This is a genomic window from Tenacibaculum sp. SSH1-16, assembly GCF_040104435.1.
GTDB lineage: Bacteria > Bacteroidota > Bacteroidia > Flavobacteriales > Flavobacteriaceae > Polaribacter > Polaribacter mesophilus.
In genome coordinates, this window is sequence record NZ_JBECOV010000013.1 from 1 (window position 1) to 17694 (window position 17694).

At 31.7% G+C, this 17694-nt stretch carries 18 protein-coding genes and 1 tRNA gene; 7 read left to right on the plus strand and 12 right to left on the minus strand.

Features of this window, described 5'->3' with window-relative positions; genetic code table 11:
* Positions 1-260 precede the first annotated feature (260 nt).
* From ABMY20_RS13550 to ABMY20_RS13565, 4 genes are all read left to right on the plus strand, one after another.
* Positions 261-860, plus strand: coding sequence for a hypothetical protein (locus ABMY20_RS13550; protein WP_349265556.1), 600 nt, complete (start codon positions 261-263; stop codon positions 858-860).
* 145 nt (positions 861-1005) lie between these two features.
* The gene (locus tag ABMY20_RS13555) at positions 1006-1851 is read left to right on the plus strand and encodes a helix-turn-helix domain-containing protein (protein ID WP_073182401.1); all 846 of its coding nucleotides are present in this window, start codon (positions 1006-1008) and stop codon (positions 1849-1851) included.
* A 395-nt stretch (positions 1852-2246) separates the two neighbouring features.
* On the plus strand, positions 2247-2804 hold the full coding sequence (locus ABMY20_RS13560; protein ID WP_173360493.1) for a carboxymuconolactone decarboxylase family protein: 558 nt from the start codon (positions 2247-2249) through the stop codon (positions 2802-2804).
* A 103-nt stretch (positions 2805-2907) separates the two neighbouring features.
* Entirely contained in the window at positions 2908-3270 is a 363-nt protein-coding gene (locus ABMY20_RS13565; protein WP_073182403.1) for a cupredoxin domain-containing protein, read from the plus strand.
* Positions 3271-3317: 47 nt separating this feature from the next.
* Here ABMY20_RS13565 and ABMY20_RS13570 read toward each other — a convergent pair whose 3' ends face one another.
* The 7 genes from ABMY20_RS13570 to ABMY20_RS13600 all read right to left on the minus strand — a co-directional run bounded on the left by ABMY20_RS13570 (position 3318) and on the right by ABMY20_RS13600 (position 9557).
* A complete protein-coding gene (locus ABMY20_RS13570; protein WP_047788124.1) occupies positions 3318-3740 on the minus strand; it encodes a hypothetical protein in 423 nt (140 codons plus the stop codon).
* A 16-nt stretch (positions 3741-3756) separates the two neighbouring features.
* Positions 3757-3978, minus strand: coding sequence for a PLD nuclease N-terminal domain-containing protein (locus ABMY20_RS13575; RefSeq protein ID WP_231128365.1), 222 nt, complete (start codon positions 3976-3978; stop codon positions 3757-3759).
* Between the two features lie 97 nt (positions 3979-4075).
* On the minus strand, positions 4076-5368 hold the full coding sequence (locus ABMY20_RS13580; protein WP_073182405.1) for an aminopeptidase P family protein: 1293 nt from the start codon (positions 5366-5368) through the stop codon (positions 4076-4078).
* 73 nt (positions 5369-5441) lie between these two features.
* Complete coding sequence (locus ABMY20_RS13585) at positions 5442-6026, minus strand: Crp/Fnr family transcriptional regulator (protein WP_073182406.1); 585 nt, start codon at positions 6024-6026, stop codon at positions 5442-5444.
* Between the two features lie 216 nt (positions 6027-6242).
* The gene (locus tag ABMY20_RS13590; protein ID WP_349265557.1) at positions 6243-7556 is read right to left on the minus strand and encodes a DEAD/DEAH box helicase; all 1314 of its coding nucleotides are present in this window, start codon (positions 7554-7556) and stop codon (positions 6243-6245) included.
* Between the two features lie 166 nt (positions 7557-7722).
* Complete coding sequence (locus ABMY20_RS13595) at positions 7723-8688, minus strand: succinylglutamate desuccinylase/aspartoacylase family protein (RefSeq protein WP_159488769.1); 966 nt, start codon at positions 8686-8688, stop codon at positions 7723-7725.
* Complete coding sequence (locus ABMY20_RS13600; protein WP_349265558.1) at positions 8655-9557, minus strand: RimK family alpha-L-glutamate ligase; 903 nt, start codon at positions 9555-9557, stop codon at positions 8655-8657. Before ABMY20_RS13600 ends, ABMY20_RS13595 begins: the two co-directional genes overlap by 34 nt.
* 142 nt (positions 9558-9699) lie before the next feature.
* Here ABMY20_RS13600 and ABMY20_RS13605 point away from each other — a divergent pair, with 142 nt between their 5' ends.
* The 3 genes from ABMY20_RS13605 (at position 9700) to ABMY20_RS13615 (ending at position 13110) form a co-directional block, all read left to right on the plus strand.
* On the plus strand, positions 9700-12525 hold the full coding sequence (locus tag ABMY20_RS13605) for a glycosyl hydrolase (RefSeq protein WP_349265559.1): 2826 nt from the start codon (positions 9700-9702) through the stop codon (positions 12523-12525).
* Between the two features lie 96 nt (positions 12526-12621).
* Positions 12622-12984, plus strand: coding sequence for a dihydroneopterin aldolase (gene folB / locus ABMY20_RS13610; protein WP_047788131.1), 363 nt, complete (start codon positions 12622-12624; stop codon positions 12982-12984).
* Positions 12985-13039: 55 nt separating this feature from the next.
* Positions 13040-13110 (plus strand) — tRNA-Cys (locus ABMY20_RS13615).
* An 11-nt stretch (positions 13111-13121) separates the two neighbouring features.
* On the opposite strand, the gene ABMY20_RS13620 is transcribed toward ABMY20_RS13615, so the two are convergent.
* From ABMY20_RS13620 to ABMY20_RS13640, 5 genes are all read right to left on the minus strand, one after another.
* Positions 13122-15302, minus strand: a complete 2181-nt coding sequence (locus ABMY20_RS13620) for a peptidase domain-containing ABC transporter (RefSeq protein WP_349265560.1) — start codon at positions 15300-15302, stop codon at positions 13122-13124.
* A gap of 287 nt (positions 15303-15589) precedes the next feature.
* The gene (locus ABMY20_RS13625; protein WP_253679209.1) at positions 15590-15739 is read right to left on the minus strand and encodes a hypothetical protein; all 150 of its coding nucleotides are present in this window, start codon (positions 15737-15739) and stop codon (positions 15590-15592) included.
* Positions 15740-15779: 40 nt separating this feature from the next.
* Complete coding sequence (locus ABMY20_RS13630; RefSeq protein WP_253679208.1) at positions 15780-15950, minus strand: hypothetical protein; 171 nt, start codon at positions 15948-15950, stop codon at positions 15780-15782.
* A 166-nt stretch (positions 15951-16116) separates the two neighbouring features.
* Positions 16117-16512, minus strand: coding sequence for a DNA-binding protein (locus ABMY20_RS13635; RefSeq protein ID WP_349265561.1), 396 nt, complete (start codon positions 16510-16512; stop codon positions 16117-16119).
* A 12-nt stretch (positions 16513-16524) separates the two neighbouring features.
* On the minus strand, positions 16525-17688 hold the full coding sequence (locus tag ABMY20_RS13640) for an HlyD family efflux transporter periplasmic adaptor subunit (protein ID WP_349265562.1): 1164 nt from the start codon (positions 17686-17688) through the stop codon (positions 16525-16527).
* Between the last annotated feature and the right edge of the window lie 6 nt (positions 17689-17694).

Genomic DNA, 17694 nt, shown 5'->3' on the forward strand with positions numbered 1-17694 from the left:
AAAGAGGAAATATTACAATATATTTATTATTATAATCAAGAAAGACCACACCAAAGTTTAAATGGTGTGGCTCCTAATATTTTTAACCAAAATTGTCAACGAATTAGTTAACCTTTACAATTTCGACGAGATATGAGGAGAAATCTCATCTTTAAGAGATTTTTCGTCACTCATTCTTCGCTCTTTGAACTGACAAACATTTTTCTAATACCAGTTATAATTTCAAGTTGTAAAAGGTATAAACCCTAAAACAAAATAGCATGAATTTTTTTAATCATAAAACCGACAGGTTATTATTGGGTGTCATTATAGTGCTGTTATTTATCAATCTTTTTTCTAAGAGATATCAAAAAACAAACCCACAAACCCCAAAAATAACCGTAGTAAAAGACACCGTTTGGCAAACCAAAATAGATACGTTTAAGGTACAAACCATTAAATACCAAAAAGTGTATGTCCATAAAAATGATGTCACCAAGATTGTAAAAGACACCATTTTTATCAAAGACACTAACGATTATGTAGCCGCAAAAATATACCGAGATACTTTAAAGAATGCCGATATAGAAATTTATAACTACGATTTGGTAAAAGGAAAATTGTTAGATAGTCAGTTATCGTATAAACTCAAAGTACCCCGAGAAATAACTATTACCAAAACGATTGAGCATCCAAAAACCTACAGAAGTGGCTTGTATCTCTTTACCGAAATAGGAGGAAATCCACAAACCTTTGACAACCTTAGTTTCGGACTGCAATACAACCGAAAAGGAAAATGGTTTGCTAGTTACCGATTAAATATCAACCAACTCAATCAACCTACTCATAATGTAGGTGTAGGGTATCGATTGTTGAATTAAAAGAATTAATTTTCAACCATAGAAGTTAAAAATTCGTTTTAATACCCGAACAATAAACTATTCGGGTATTAAAACGAATTTTAAGTTTTTAAAAAACTTGTCAGCTCTCTCTATTTTTTTCGACAAACAATAAAACTATGTATAAATGGCGGTACAAGATATTCAAAACTACTCCTATCAAAATATTTTTTCGTTGCAAACAGTTCAGTTTGAAGAATCATGTGTAGTAAACTCACCACAGCAAATAAATCAATACAAAGTATTTTGGATAAAAGAAGGAACAGGTAAGTATAATATCGATTTTAAAAGTTACTCTTTTGAAGATGGAGTATTATTTTTTTTATCACCAGGACAAGTATTTTCAGTAGATTCCGAAAAAATTAAAGAAGCCTATCAACTTAGTTTTACAAGAGATTTTTATTGTATTCAAACACACGATGCAGAGGTATCATGTAATGGAGTATTGTTTAATAATATATATGAAACACCTTTTGTAGTACCTTCAGAAAAAGAAACGCAAAAATTAGATTTTATTCTTCAAAACCTAAAAGAAGAGTTTGAGTTAGAAGAAACAGCCCAATACGATATGCTACAATCGCTTTTAAAACAGTTTATTGTATATTCAGTACGAATAAAAAAAGAAAAAGATGTTGTAAAAGAGAGTGTAGAAACCAAGCTTTTTAAAGATTTTAGCCTATTGGTAGAGCAAAATTTTAAAAAGATACACCGAGTTACAGGATATGCTTATCGGTTAGGCTTATCACCAAAATCACTAACAAAACACCTTCAAAAAATAGGAACGGAAACTCCAAGCGACTTTATAAAAAACAGAATTATTACCGAAGCAAAAAGACTGTTGTTGTATACAGATGATTCTATTAAACAAGTTGCTTTTGATTTAGGATTTAATGATCCTGCCTACTTTTCTCGGTTTTTTACCAAAGCTACAGGGCAATCGCCAAAACAATTTAAAAGAAGCTATAGCTTATAAAAGAAAAAACCACGCAATGCGTGGTAAACTACACAACTAATAAAGTTTTTTGTTACACTAATACAAACAACCTTTTCGACGCCTTAAAAGTACTACTATAAACGTGTTGTTACGTTACCTGTATTTTACGAAACCATAAATAAAAAGCTAGTTTTTTGTAAGAAAAATGTTAGCAAAAATAGCTTGTCCAAGTTTTAAGAACCTTTGTCCATTTTTTAAGGTCTATTCCTGTCGCACCTTTGTATCAGAATTCAAGAACAACGAATTATGAGAACAGAAATTAACCAATGCCCTAATTGTTGGGGATATCAAGAATACGATGATCAGTTTCCTGAAAGAGAATTATGTAACTGTGAAAAAACAAACTAAAAAGACAACTTTAAAATAGTAAAATTATGAGTACAAGAATTGAAACTTTAAACCCAGAAACCACAACAGGAAAATCAAAAGAACTGTTTGATGCAGTTCAAAATAAGTTAGGATTTATTCCAAACCTAATTAAAGTAATGGGAAATTCACCAGCACTTTTACAAAGCTATCTAAGCTTGGGAGAATTAAATGGAAGCGGGAATTTTTCAAACAAATTTAGAGAGCAATTAGCATTAGTTATAGCAGAAGAAAATGAATGTAACTATTGTTTATCAGCACACACGGCAATAGGAAAAAACAATGGCTTGTCAGAGGAAGAAATTGAACAAAACCGACAAGCAGAGGCTTCTGATGCTAAAACCAAAGCAGGCTTAAAATTTGCACAAAGTGTTACAAAAAACAAAGGAAATGTAAGTTCAGTAGAAATAGCTGAGGTAAAAGCAGCTGGGTATAACGACGGAGATATTTTAGAAATTGTATTAAATGTTGTAGCCAACACCTTAACAAACTATGTAAATCATATAGCAGAAACTGAAGTTGATTTTCCAAAAGTAGAAGCAGGAAAATTCACACAAAATGCATAAAAAACGAATAGCTCTTGTAGCCTTATTTACAAAGTGTAGTTACGGGGTTTTAGGTTACAGAGCTATTCATCTATAAAAAGTAAAATCATAAAAATCAATAAAAATGAAAAAAGTAGTAGCTATTTTAGTATTATTAGTTGGATTTGCATTTACAGCAAATGCGCAAAAAGCAAAAACCATTTCTTTAGAGCAAACAAAAGGAAAATTCACTCAAAAATCGTTAACTCTTTCAGAAGGAACTTATGTTTTTGAAATTTCAAACAAGAACGTAGGACACGATGTAGGGTTTGTATTAGCGCCAAAAGGAAAAACAGAAGAAAAGCATCATATAAAAAACGCGTATGTAACTTCTTTAGTAAAAAACAACAGTAAGTCAAGCTCTAAAAAAGTAACTTTAACAAAAGGGGAGTACGTGTACTTTTGTCCGCTTAATCCAACACCTCAATATACCTTAACAGTAGAGTAGTGTTTTAATAATTGATTAATAATAAAAAACCCGTTTTTACGGGTTTTTTAATTCAATTTTACAAATCTACTTCCAAGTCCATCGTAGTTATTGTCAGAAATTTCTAAAGTATTTGGTTTTATGAGTCTAATAATTCCTGAGAGGACAATTCCTGAAAATTGCTGATCGTTGGAAAGTTGTATAAAACGTTCTTGTTTATTTGAATAAATTGCCTTTTTCATTTCTAGGGTGTATGTACCTTTTGAAATGAGGGAGTCATTTTTTGATATAGAAAACTGATTGTTTTTCAACAAGGTTAATTGTACGTTTTTGTTGAGTGTTTCGGGAGTTTTATGAATATGGTTTCCAAAACCACCATCAGTATTGGTCCAATTCCATGTTCCGACCAAATCGGAATTATCAATCTTGTTTATTTGAGTTGAAGCACAAGAAATCAATGCAAAAGCGAATATATAAAGTAGGGTTTTCATGGTAAAGGATTTTTGTTCACTCTTTTATTTTTTGTTCTCTTCCAATTAGGAAATATAAAAAAGCACCAAAAAAGTTAGCTAATAAAACAACGAGAATCCAGACAATTTTATTATTTCCTTTAAATTTACTTTTTAAAATATCAATAAGCGCAATTACTGTTGGAATAATTCCAAGTAAAACAATTAAGATTAAAATTAGTTGCCATACTCCAACCATTTCTATATAGGTAGTCATCATAATGATTTTTAAATGCTAAAAGTAGTAAAATAAAAACGCCATTAAAACTCCTTTTAATAGAAATTTTAATGACGTTTTTAAAATATGGGAAATGATACTATTTATTCATAATATCTTCTATTTCGTCAGCTTCAATAGGTATGTTGCGCATTAAGTTAAATGGCTCACCATTTTCTTGAACAACAACATCGTCCTCTAAACGAATACCAAAACCTTCATCAGGAATGTAAATACCAGGCTCTACTGTAAATACTTGGTTTGCTTGCATTGGTTCATGTAACAATCCGTAGTCATGCGTATCTAAGCCCATGTGGTGAGAAGTACCGTGCATAAAATATTTTTTGTATGCTGGCCAGTTAGGGTCTTCATTTTGCACATCAGCTTTGTCTAATAACCCTAAACCTAATAATTCCGAAGTCATTAATTTACCAACCTCAACATGGTACTCAGCCCAAAGAGTTCCTGGAACTAACATTTTAGTAGCGTCGTTTTTTACACGGTTAACAGCATTGTATACCGCTTTTTGCCTGTCGGTAAAACGACCAGAAACAGGTATGGTACGAGTCATATCCGAAGAATAGTTAGCATATTCAGCTCCAACATCCATCAGTAATAAATCACCTGCTTTACATTGTTGGTTGTTTTCAATATAGTGCAATACGTTTGCATTGTTACCAGAGGCAATAATTGGGGTATAAGCGAATTTCTTAGAACGATTTCTGATGAATTCGTGAATGAATTCTGCTTCTATTTCATATTCCCAAACACCAGGTTTTACGAAGTCTAACACACGTCTGAATCCTTTTTCAGTAATGTCACAAGCCGTTTGAATTAAATCAATTTCGATTTGATCTTTTACCGAACGTAAACGTTGTAAAATTGGGTTACTTTTTGCTACTGAATGTGCAGGATATTTGTTTAATAACCATTTAGTAAAACGAGCTTCACGAGTTTCAGTTTCAACACTAGCACGGTAATGTTCGTTCGTGTTGATATAAACCGTATCAGCTAAAGCCATCATTTCAGCCAGTACTTTTTCTAAGTCTTGTAACCAGTATACGTTTTTAATACCGCTAGTCTCTAATGCTCTTTCTTTGGTTAGTTTTTCACCTTCCCATACAGCAATATGCTCGTTAGTTTCACGTAAAAATAGTACTTCACGTAGATTTTCTTTCGGACAATCAGGAAATAAAATTAATATACTTTCTTCTTGGTCAACACCACTTAAAAAGAAAATATCACGGTGTTGTTCAAAAGGTAACGTGCTATCGGCACTTACAGGATAAATATCGTTTGAGTTAAAAATAGCTAAACTACTAGGCTTCATTTGAGCCATGAAGTTTTTACGGTTTTTTATAAATAATTGACTGTTTATTGCGTCGTACTTCATAATGTTTCAATTAAATTGATAAGATTCCCTCAAAAATACGGAAAGAAACTATGCAAATATTAGCCATTTGGCGCTAATTTATGTTTTTTCGAATTCTACTCATATGGCGAGTAGAAATTCCCAAAAAAGAAGCTAAATAATGTAGTGGAACTTCTTGAAGTAGTTTAGGTTCGTTTACGAGTAGTTTTTTATAACGCTCTTCAGGAGTTAAAGTCAGTAAATCAATGCGGTAATCGTCAATCAAAAAAATTTGATGTTCGACTAAGTTGTAATAAAACTGATAAAAGGCCTTATTATGTTTCATTAAATGTTTAAAATCACTTATGTTAATAATCCAAAGCTTGCAGGCACTCAAAGCTTTAATGTTTTTAGGAGAAGGAGTTTGTTGTAAAAAACTTTTTAATGATGAGGTAAAACTATTTTTTAAAGCTAAATAAGTGGTCTTTTCTTCTCCTGAAACCGAGACAGCATGTTGTAAAATGCCACTTTCTATAAAACAAAAATAGGAACAAACGTTTCCTTTTTTAACAAAAAAATCATTTCTAGATAAGGAAAACTCTTTAAAACAGTCAATAATTTCTGGAATTAACATATTTAAGACTTCATTATTTATAATGTTTTGTATGTGCTGTGTAATAGCTTTTTTAGAAGCATCCATTTATGGAAATAAATTTTTAGCTTAAAAGTATAAAAAAGGATGCTTTTTACAGCATCCTTTGAAATAAATTGTATTGATAATTGATTTTAACTCAACTAATCTGGTATAGGCTTTTTATCTAATATTTTAATAACTTCTTTAGTTTTTCAAAGAATTAACATAGAAGTTTTTTAGTAACGAAATTTCAAACACTTAATAATTAAAGAAATAATATTGCTAGCGAGATGTTTTATTATTATTTCTTCTATTACGATTATTTCGTTTTCTAGGAGTATGTTTTTTAGTGTTTTCTGTTGACACTTTTTTCTTTGAATTAGAAGATGTTTTAAGTGTTTTTTTAGTCGGTTTATTTCTAGGTTGCTGCTTTGGTCGTTCTGTTTTTACTTCATCTTTTATGGTAGATAAATCAAAACCTTCTAATTCAGAAATAGTTATTTTTTGCCCTAATAACTTCTCAATACTTTTTAAATAAGCTTCTTCCTCTTGTGCGACCAAAGAAATTGCTTCGCCACTAGCACCAGCTCTTCCTGTTCTACCAATTCTGTGTACATAGTCTTCAGGAACATTGGGAAGTTCAAAATTAATAACGTGTGGTAATAATGGAATGTCTAATCCACGAGCAGCAATATCGGTAGCTACCAGTACTCTGATAGAATTATCTTTAAAGCCTTTTAGAGCTTTGGTTCTTGCTCCTTGACTTTTGTTACCATGTATAGCTGCTGCTGAAATTCCTCGTTTAATTAGTTTTTCAGTCAACCTATTAGCACCGTGCTTGGTTCGAGTAAAAATTAATACCTGGCTCCAGTTTCCTTTTGAAATTAACTGACCAACCAATTCCGTTTTCTTACTCTTCGGAACTTTGTATAGTTTCTGATTTACTTTTTCGGCAGTTGTATTTTCAGGAGCTGCTTCAACTAAAACCGGGTTGTGTAAAATACCTTGTGCTAATTTTTTTATTTCTTTTGAAAAAGTTGCCGAAAACAATAAATTTTGACGTTTTTGAGGTAAAAAAGAGATGATTTTTTTAATATCTCGTAAAAACCCCATGTCTAACATTCTGTCGGCTTCATCTAAAACCAAAACATCTACACGTTTTAAAGAAAGTTGATTTTGTTCATGTAAATCAATTAATCTACCAGGAGTAGCTACTAAAATATCTATTCCTTTTTTAAGAGTAGCTATTTGAGAACTTGGTTTTACACCACCAAAAATAGCGGTAGATTTAATGTTTAAATGCGTGCTATATTCGCGTACATTATCATATACTTGAGCTGCTAATTCTCTTGTAGGAGTTAGCACTAATGCTTTAATTGGACGGTATTTCGGATTCTTTTTTTCTGATATGTTTTGTAAAATAGGCAAAGTAAACCCTGCTGTTTTACCGGTTCCAGTTTGTGCAGAGGCTAATACGTCTTTACCTTCTAAAATAACGGGAATTGCTTTTTCTTGAATAGGAGAGGGAGTTTCGTACCCTTTTTCGGTTATAGCTTTCACTAAAGCTTTTGATAAACCTAACGATGTAAATGTCATATATAATTCTTCAGTAGTATTTAAAGAAAATACTACTATGAGCCAGCAAAGGTACTGCTATTTTATTGGGCTTCGGCTATAAATAAAAAAAGCCTTACCTAAGATGCTTCTATATTAATATAACTGATTTAATGAGAGAACTAAAAACAACAATTAAGAAAAGTTGTTATGGTTTCCCTATGTGGAATAAAGCATCTCCCATATTAATGATTGGAAAATTATTTTTAGCAATGATATAGCCATCGTAAGGTGATTTTACGGAAAAGTTTGTTTCTCCATAGGTATCCATAATATACCCTAATATTTGTCCTTTTATTATTTGATTACCATTGTTAACAACAGAAGTAAATAAGCCAGCTACTTTAGCACGAACCCATTTATGTTTATTAATGTGTATTGAAGTAGTGTTTTTAGGTATATCTATATTTTCACTTATCATTTTAAAATGTTTTAAAACACGAAGTGTTCCGTTAATACCTTGTTTAATAGCATGCTCTTCAAGCCTTAACGATTCTCCTCCTTCATAAACAATTACAGGAATATTATTTTTATAACATTGATTTCTAAAAGACTTCGGAATAAGTTTAGAGCCAAACATAAATGGAGCATTGAAAATATTGGCTAGTTGAACTCCTTTTTTATCTTCAGGAGTGTATCGTATTTGTGGGAAGTTATTTCGTTGTTCACCTCCCGTATGAAAATCAATAGCAAAATCTACATTATTGGTAATTTCTTTCATTAAATAATACGCCATTCTACTAGCTAAAGAACCCGTTTTTGAACCAGGGAAACTACGATTTACATCTTTACCATGCATGTCTCTCGACATATTTAAAAAGCCAAACACATTAAGTAAAGGAACCACGATAACACAACCTCGGTGAATTTTGTACGATTTATCAATTAACATTCTTCTGACTAACTCAATACTATTTACTTCATCTCCGTGTAGACCACCCTGTAGTAGAATAGTAGGACCTAATTGATTACCATTAAAAATATACACAGGAATTTCTATTAGAGTACCTGTAGGTAACCTATCAATTGGAATCTTAATTAATTTAGATTCGCCTAAACCAATTTTTTGTCCACGAATTTCTATGATTTCGTTTTTAAAATTTTGTTCGAACATTTTTCTTCTAAAAATTTAATAATAACTTTAGCAATATTGTCTTTGGTGTAGGATTCAATTCCTTGTAAGCCAGGAGTTGAGTTGACTTCAATTAATAGAGGTCCTCTTTTTGATCGAATCATATCAACGCCAGCAATAGGAAGTTCTAAGTGTTGAGCTGCTTTAATAGCTATTTCTTCTTCTTCGGGAGTTAATGTAACCTTGTGTCCGCTACCTCCTTTATGAATGTTAGAACGAAAGTCCCCCTCGAGCCCTTTACGTTTCATAGAAGATACCACCTTGCCATTTACAATAAAAGCACGAATATCTTCACTGTTACTTTCCTGAATAAATTCTTGTAGTAAAATACTGGTATTTGTTCCGTGCATAGTATCAATAATAGACATCGCAGATTTTTTGCTTTCAGCTAAAATTACTCCAGAGCCATGTGTTCCTTCTTGTAGCTTAATAATTACAGGAGAACCACCTAATAAATCTATTTGCTCACCAATATTTTCAGCGTCAACAGAAAAAACAGTCTGCGGAATAGGAAGTCCATTTCTACTCATTATTTGTAAAGTACGAGCTTTGTTCTGTGCATCAACGATACCTAAATAACTAGCAGTACTATATACTCCGTTCATTTCAAACTCTTTTACAACTGTTGTTCCATGTTTCATGGCTGAAAGACCTATTCGAGGAATAATAACATCAGGAATATCAATAATATTTTTACCGTTGTATAGAATAGCAGGTTTACCATCGCCAAGTTTTATAAAACATTTTAAATGGTTTATAATTTCAACTTTATGTCCACGACGACTTGCCTCTTTATATATTCTTTGTGTTGAATAAATCTGGTCACTAACAGAAAGAATAAAAATAGTCATAACCTAAAAATTTTGAGGTTAAACAAAGCTACTAATTTTTTTGTTTGACAAGAACTTCAAAAAGAAGTCTCTCAATATTCTGTTAATTTTTTTGAAATAGTTTTTGCTTACAGTATTTTCACTTCTTCTAAACCAAATTATAATGAGAACCTTAGCCAAAGCTTTAATAGCTTTATTTCCGTTTACAGTAGCTGCACAGCAACCTACATCTGCAGAGAAAATACAACAAGCTTTACAACAAAAAGAAGCATTAACTTTAACTTCTACAGTAAAAAATATTCCCTTTAAAAATATAGGACCTACAGTGATGAGTGGGCGTGTAGTGGATATTGATGTAAATCCAGTAAATACTACAGAGTTTTATGTAGGTTATGCTTCAGGAGGAGTATGGCATACTGATAATAACGGAACAACTTTTACTCCAATTCTAGACAACTCTCCTACACAAAACGTAGGCGATATTGCTGTAGATTGGAAAAATGGAACAATTTGGGTTGGTACAGGAGAAAATAATTCTTCTCGATCATCGTATGCAGGAATCGGAATTTTAAAATCTACCGATAAAGGTAAAACTTGGACAAACGTTGGGTTACTCGATTCACATCATATTGGACGAATTTTAATCAATCCAAAAAATCCTGATGAAGTAATAGTAGGTTCAATAGGACATTTATATTCATCAAACAATGAAAGAGGAATTTTTAAAACTACAGATGGAGGAAAAACCTGGATAAAAACCTTGTTTATTGATGAAAATACTGGAATTATAGATATTCAACCTGTACCAAATAACTTCAATATTTTATATGCTGCTGCTTGGGAGCGTGAACGTAAAGCATGGAATTTTGATGGAGACGGAAAAAATTCTGCAATTTATAAATCAACAGATGCTGGGAGTACATGGACTAAAATTTCTGATAATAATGGTTTCCCTAATGGAGATGGAGTAGGAAGAATTGGTTTAGCAGTATATGATGAAAACACGGTATATGCTTTTCACGATAGTCAATTCCGAAGAAAAAAAGATCCTGCTAAGAAAGAGAAGGGAGCAGGAGCCTTAACAAAAGAGGAGCTTGCATCAATTTCGGCAGATGAACTTTTGAATATGAAAGACAAAAAATTGAATTCATATATCAAAATGAATGGTCTTCAAGAAAAATATCGTGCAGAAAATATTAAGCAAATCATTCGCTCAAGTCCGGGAGAAATGAAACCAAGTGATTTAATTGGTTATTTAAAAGATGCAAATGCAGCGTTATTTGATACTCCAGTAATAGGAGCGGAGGTTTTTAAGACTACTGATGGAGGAAAAACATGGAAAAAAACACATGAAGGGCATTTAGATGATTTATACTATTCGTATGGGTATTATTTTGGAGAAATTCGTGTTGATCCTCAAGACAAAAATGGAATCTATGTATTGGGAGTTCCAATTTTAAAGTCGAAAGATGGTGGAAAAACATTTACATCTATTAGTAAAGAAAATGTACATGCCGATCATCAAGCATTATGGGTGAACCCTAAAAAACAGGGACACCTAATTGATGGAAACGATGGTGGGTTAAATATTTCATATGATGATGGTGAAAGCTGGATTAAGTTAAATCAGCCAGCAGTTGGGCAATTTTATACCGTATATGCGGATAATCAAGAAGTGTACAAGGTATATGGAGGATTACAAGACAACGGAGTTTGGGTAGGAAACCACAATGCAAAAATTGACAAAAGCTGGCATCAAACAGGACAAAATCCTTACGAAAGTTTAATGGGAGGTGACGGAATGCAGGTTGCTGTTGATGACAGAAATCCGAATATTGTGTATACAGGGTATCAATTTGGAAACTATTATCGAATTGATAGAGCAACAGGAAAGCAAACCTATATTCAGCCGAAACCAAAAAAAGATAAACCAGCATATCGATTCAATTGGCAAACTCCTATTCAGCTATCAAAACACAATCAAGATATTTTATATTTAGGAGGAAATAAGTTACACCGTTCTTTAAACAAAGGTGATGATTGGGAAGAAATTTCTGGAGATTTAACCAAAGGAGAAAAGGAAGGAAATGTAGCTTACGGAACATTAACTACTATTTCTGAAAGTCCATTTCAATTTGGATTAATCTACGTAGGTACTGATGATGGATTGGTACAAGTAACTAAAAACGGAGGAGGAAATTGGGAGAAAATCTCTAATTCTTTACCCCAAAATTTATGGGTAAGTCGTGTAATAGCTTCAAAATATAAAAAAGAGCGTGTATATGTTACGTTAAACGGATATCGTTTTGATGATTTTACACCGTATGTATACATGTCTGATGACTATGGAAAAACATGGAAAAATATAAGTAGTAATATTCCAGCTTCTGCGGTAAATGTGATTAAGGAAGATCCTAAAAAAGAGAATGTCCTATACTTAGGAACTGACAACGGATTGTATGTTTCTTTCAATCAAGGTTCAACATGGGAAGCTTTTAGCAACGGATTGCCAAATGTTGCAGTACACGATTTAGTAATTCAACCTAAAGCAAAACATTTATTAGTAGGAACGCATGGGCGTAGTTTGTACAAAGCGAATATTACTTCTTTACAAGAATTTGATAACAAAGAAGCTATTTTCAGTATGAAGGATATTAAGAAAAGAAAATCTTGGGGTAGTTCTTGGAGTAAATGGTTAGAACCAAATACACCAAAAATCACAATTCCTTTTTATGTAAATGCAGATAAAGAAGTTGTGTTAGAAATATATTCGGGTAAAGTTTTGGTAAATACTATAAAGGCTAAAGCAACAAAAGGATTTAATGAAGTAGTGTACGATGTTTCTTTTTCTGAAAAAGGAAGAAAAAAGTACTTAAAGAAAAACAAAGAAGCTAAGGTAAAAAAAGCAAAGAATAACAAGTATTATTTACCTAAAGGGAAATATAAAGTAACAGTGGGTGAGTTAAGTCAAACATTTGAAGTTCTTTAACAAAGAGATTATAAAAGAGAAAAACAAAACTGTTTTTCTCTTTTTTTGAAATAAAATTTACACAACTTAATAAAGAAACATTACTATTTTTGCGGTATGGGAATAATACGTGTAAACGACATTCGTGTTTTTACAAATCACGGATGCTTAGATGAAGAAGCAAGAATCGGTTCGGAATATAGAGTTGATATTGAAGTAAAAGCTGATTTACAAACATCTGCAAAAACAGATAATTTGGTTGATACGGTAGATTATGTGCATTTAAATAAAATTGTAAAAGAAGAGATGGCAATTCGTTCTAAATTACTAGAGCATGTTGCTCAACGAATTTTAAGTAGAATTTTTAAAGAAATACAACTTGTTGATGAAGCGGAGGTTAGCGTAGCAAAAATTAACCCACCAATTGGCGGAAATGTTGCTGAGGTTGCAATTGTTTTATCAGAAGTGCGTAAAAAGTAAAAAAAGCTTGCAAAAAAAGATAAAAGCTGTAAATTTGCAGTCCTTATCAATATAAGGTGTCGTGGCCGAGTGGCTAGGCAGTGGTCTGCAACACCATCTACAGCGGTTCGAATCCGCTCGACACCTCAAAAAGCTCATCAAATTTGATGAGCTTTTTTGTTTAATTCTATTTGAGGCATTTGTTGTTGCCATAAATTGTAATATTTTCCTTCAGCAACATATAGTTCTTTATGGTTTCCTTGCTCTAAGACGTTTCCTTTATTTAGGACTACAATTTCATCAGCATTAATTACAGTGCTTAATCTATGAGCAATAATGATAATGGTTTTGTTTTCTTGGCGTAATCTTTCTACAGCTTTTTGAATATAGTTTTCTGAAGTAGAATCTAAAGATGAGGTTGCTTCATCTAAAACGAGTATTTCAGGTTGTTTGTACAAAGCTCTAGCAATAGCTATTCGTTGTTTCTGCCCGCCAGATAAAGTAGCTCCGTTTTCTCCTAAATAGGTGTCAAAACCATTAGGTAAACTTTCAATAAACTCTAAAATACCTATAGACTTACAAATTTCAATAATTAATTCCATGTTGGGAGCAAAATCACCAACAGCAATATTGTCAATTACATTTCCTGCAAATAAATCTATTTTTTGAGGAACTACGCTTACTAACTCCCGTAAACTTTCATGTTGAATATATTTTAAGTCTAAATCCCCCAGTGTAATTTGTCCTTTTTGGATAGGATATAAGTTTTGCAACAGTGAAATTAAGGTTGATTTTCCTGAGCCACTTTCACCAACAATGGCGGTAATATTCCCTTTTTTAATTTTTAAATTAAAGTCTGTAAAAACTTGTACTCTTGTTCCGTAACGAAAAGCTACATTTTTAAACTCAATATCTCCTATTTTTTCTTTTGTAAGAACTACTTTTTCTGTGTTTTCTTCACGCTCTAAATCCATAATTTCAAACAAACGATCAGCAGCAATTAAAGCATTTTGTATTTGTTTATTAGCACCTATCAAACTAGCAACAGGATTCATAAAGTAGCCTATAATAGCATAAAAAGACATCAACTCACCAGCAGTTATTTGCCTTTCAATTACAAAATAAGACCCACTCCATAATAAAACTATAGTAAACAACTGTGCGATAAAAGTAGTTGAAGTTCCAGAAAAAACTGAGTTTAAAGCCGATTTGTAACCTATGTGTAATAAACTTATAAAACGTGTTTCTGTTTTTATATTGGCAAAACTTTCTAAACCAAAACGTTTTATAGTACCTACTGAGTTTAATGATTCTACTAATTGACTTTCTAAATCGGCAGAGCGTTCCATTATCGTACGTTCTGTTTTCTTATTTAGTTTATTAATAATAATATATACAGCTAGGTAAAAAGGAATAACTAACAACATAATTAAAGCTAATTTCCAATGATACATGAACATTAAACCAAAAGAGAAAAATAAAATAAGAATGTTTACTGTTAAACTTAGCGACACTCCGTTGATAAAAGTTCTAATTTTTACAGCATCGTTAATACGAGAAATAATCTCACCGACTCGCATTGTATCAAAGAACTGTTGTGGTAGTTTTAATAAATGTTTGTAGTAGCCTAAAATTAATCGAGCATCAATTTGCTGCCCTGTTTTTATTAAAAATACATCTTTATACACCCCGATAACAATTTGTAAAACTAGTAGCGCAAGCATTATAATACTGAGTAAGTTCAATAACTTAGTATTACCGCCTACCAATACATAATCTGTAATTTTTTGTATGTATATGGATGTTGAAAAACCTAAGAGGGTATAAATAACAGCACCTATTAAAGCTTGTAACAAAACAAACTTGTGAGGCTTTAGTAAAAACCAAAAACGTTTGATTACAGACACCTTTTCATTACCTGCTGAAAACTCTTCTTTAGGTAGGAGTAAGACCAAAATACCTGTCCATTCTTTTAAAAAGGCCTCATGTGTTTTTTTATGGATTTTCCCATCACCAGGATCCATAATTTTAATGTACCCTTTAGTCACTTCATAAATAACCACATAATGCTGTAACTGTTCTCTAACAATTACATGGGCTATGGCTGGTTTAGGTATTTTAAACAAACTATCGAGTTCACCACGTACTCCTTTGGCTTCAAAACCTAATTTTTCAGCGGCTTCTATGAGTCCTAATACATTGGTTCCTTTTTTATCGGTACCTGCATATTGGCGTATACGCGCAATGGGAAGTTGTAATTTATAATGTGCTGAGATAGATGCTAAACAAGCAGCACCACAGTCAGTAATATCGTGTTGCTTTATGGTAATTTTTGCCATTCTTTTTCAATTTAGAAAGACAAAGAAAGGAGTGTTTAGTGCAATTCGATTGCGGTGAAGAATTAAAATATTGAAATATGTTTTTTCAAAGAAATAAACAGTAATTTTATATAAAAAGTGTAAAATCACTATTGTTATAAATGGAGAACTACCTTTTTTACAAAAAAATATGCTATTTCCCCCTCCCTCCCCAAAAAAAACTGAAAAAGATATAATTATGACATAGGGTGTGTCATAACAAAGAACGTACAAAAATTACACGTTCTTTGTTAATGTAAAAGATTGATTTATTCCCAAAAAGCCATGCCAGCCTCAAAGTCATCAGGATTATTTTGAGCATCATTAATCATTGCTCCTAATAAAGTTATTCCCCATCTATACCAATTTCCTCCATTTACTTGTTTAAATTCATTTGAATTTAATTCAATAACATTCATTTTTTTAATATTCATTTTAGTTATTTTTAAATTACTATTCTTATTTATTTGCTCCAGCACTATTAAAACCAGATCTTTCTAATCCTTCTCCTGCTTTTATCATTGCACCAGTTAAAAAACCTAAAGCATAAGCTAACCAACCGCCACCTTGAACTTTTTTAACTTCTCCAGCGTTCAATTCCTGAACCCCAAAATTTTCTAAATTTTTCATAAAATTTAATTTTTTAATTAATATCTGTTTTTGACTGTGATTTCGATTACGCTCAATCACCTAAATAGGGATAACATAAAAAATCACAATCCATATCAAAACCAACCTAAATATGTGCACCTATTTGTTTGTTTTGATACTACAAGTATAGCCTTGTTCACTGCAACTAACTTGCGATGTGTAAATTATTTTGTAAAAAGTAACTACCACCAAATATTTGGGTTACCTCGTTATTCGTTAATACATTTACTGAGATAGATACTTGTAAGTCAAAATCATCACAATAGTAATAAGTTTTTCTACTTCTGCTATAACAGATATTTGCATTGTAATCTTTTAATTGTTCTACTAACAGATGTACAGAACGTTGACTAATTTGTAATAAGTTAGCCAATTCTTTAGGTGTTCCTGTGTTTTCGTTTGTAATTAGGTTGTGCAGTTGTTGTAAGCGTTCTAACGTTTTTAAATTTTTCATACTTCTTTCTTTTTCTATATGTTTTAGTGAGTTATCAATACCATCTTTGATGGTTGAGCGAAGTCGAAACCACCAAAAACTACTCAAACTGACATGTTATTAATTGTTATGTGATAATTGAGTGCTAGGATTCAACCAGTCATCCATTTTATCGTAGAGTAAGTCAAATAAAGAGCGTTCTGTGAGTTCAAAACGAGCATTTACCAACATCCCTTTTTTTAGCTGACCTTTAAAACCATTTTTTAATGTTAAAAAACGTTGGTTTAAAGAACATGCTACTCTAAACATGGGCGTATCGTTTACCATTTGTATGTCGTTTCCTACTTCTAGTATGTTTCCTGTTGCCAACCCCCACTGGTTATAATTAAAGGCACTTACTTGAAAATTTACCTTGTTTTCTTTTTTTAGCAATCCAATATCACTTGGGCTTATAAAACACTCAACAATAAGATCTGATTTTGGTGATATTTCAGCGAGTTGTGTACCAGAAGGAATAAAACTTCCTTTTTCAATTCCTTTCACATTTAATAAAGTACCCGAAACAGGAGCTTTTATGATTGATAAATTAGTATTCTCTTGTAGTTGAGTATGATTGTTTTTTAGCTCTTTTAATTGATTTTGATAGTCTACCAATTGTGATTGCCAAGTACTCGACTGTTGCTTTTTATATTGATAAATAGCATTCAGCGCCAAATCGTACTCTAATTGACTATTGTTTAATTCAACTTTAGCAATCACTCCTTTTTTAAATAATTGTTGATTCCGTTTATAATCATCTTTTAGTTTTTTAAAGCGAGTACGTAACTCATTTAATTTTTGTTGGTAAAAATTATATTCTTGTTGATACTTTGATGATTGTATTTGGGTTACTTGTTTTTTGCTTTTAGATAAAAACTCTAAATCTTCAATAAAAGCTTTAATTTCATGCGTCTGACTTTCAATGTTTTCAATTTTTTGAGTAATAGCTAAATTGTTTACCAGTAATAAGGTATCTCCTTCATGTATTTCTTGATTGTTTTTAAGTTGATGGAAAATAACTTTACCACTAGTGCTGTTTTGTAAAGAAATTCGTTCTTTATCTGGGCGTATAAGTCCTTGTGAAGTATTATAAATAGTTACTTTAATAAAAGGTAAAGAAGCTATAGTAATTATTAAAGCTACTAAAAAGACACTATAAATAATTTTGCTTTTATTGGTGTGCTTAAATTGATGTACTTCAGTACTGTTTTCAATAATTTCTTTAGGAAATATTTGTTTGCTCATAACTTT

Excerpts from the sequence above, each read along its gene's own strand:
- ABMY20_RS13550 (WP_349265556.1), top strand. The coding sequence starts at position 261 with ATGAATTTTTTTAATCATAAAACCGACAGGTTATTATTGGGTGTCATT.
- ABMY20_RS13555 (WP_073182401.1), top strand. The coding sequence starts at position 1,006 with ATGGCGGTACAAGATATTCAAAACTACTCCTATCAAAATATTTTTTCG.
- ABMY20_RS13560 (WP_173360493.1), top strand. The coding sequence starts at position 2,247 with ATGAGTACAAGAATTGAAACTTTAAACCCAGAAACCACAACAGGAAAA.
- ABMY20_RS13565 (WP_073182403.1), top strand. The coding sequence starts at position 2,908 with ATGAAAAAAGTAGTAGCTATTTTAGTATTATTAGTTGGATTTGCATTT.
- ABMY20_RS13570 (WP_047788124.1), bottom strand. The coding sequence starts at position 3,740 with ATGAAAACCCTACTTTATATATTCGCTTTTGCATTGATTTCTTGTGCT.
- ABMY20_RS13575 (WP_231128365.1), bottom strand. The coding sequence starts at position 3,978 with ATGATGACTACCTATATAGAAATGGTTGGAGTATGGCAACTAATTTTA.
- ABMY20_RS13580 (WP_073182405.1), bottom strand. The coding sequence starts at position 5,368 with ATGAAGTACGACGCAATAAACAGTCAATTATTTATAAAAAACCGTAAA.
- ABMY20_RS13585 (WP_073182406.1), bottom strand. The coding sequence starts at position 6,026 with ATGGATGCTTCTAAAAAAGCTATTACACAGCACATACAAAACATTATA.
- ABMY20_RS13590 (WP_349265557.1), bottom strand. The coding sequence starts at position 7,556 with ATGACATTTACATCGTTAGGTTTATCAAAAGCTTTAGTGAAAGCTATA.
- ABMY20_RS13595 (WP_159488769.1), bottom strand. The coding sequence starts at position 8,688 with ATGTTCGAACAAAATTTTAAAAACGAAATCATAGAAATTCGTGGACAA.
- ABMY20_RS13600 (WP_349265558.1), bottom strand. The coding sequence starts at position 9,557 with ATGACTATTTTTATTCTTTCTGTTAGTGACCAGATTTATTCAACACAA.
- ABMY20_RS13605 (WP_349265559.1), top strand. The coding sequence starts at position 9,700 with ATGAGAACCTTAGCCAAAGCTTTAATAGCTTTATTTCCGTTTACAGTA.
- folB (WP_047788131.1), top strand. The coding sequence starts at position 12,622 with ATGGGAATAATACGTGTAAACGACATTCGTGTTTTTACAAATCACGGA.
- ABMY20_RS13620 (WP_349265560.1), bottom strand. The coding sequence starts at position 15,302 with ATGGCAAAAATTACCATAAAGCAACACGATATTACTGACTGTGGTGCT.
- ABMY20_RS13625 (WP_253679209.1), bottom strand. The coding sequence starts at position 15,739 with ATGAATGTTATTGAATTAAATTCAAATGAATTTAAACAAGTAAATGGA.
- ABMY20_RS13630 (WP_253679208.1), bottom strand. The coding sequence starts at position 15,950 with ATGAAAAATTTAGAAAATTTTGGGGTTCAGGAATTGAACGCTGGAGAA.
- ABMY20_RS13640 (WP_349265562.1), bottom strand. The coding sequence starts at position 17,688 with ATGAGCAAACAAATATTTCCTAAAGAAATTATTGAAAACAGTACTGAA.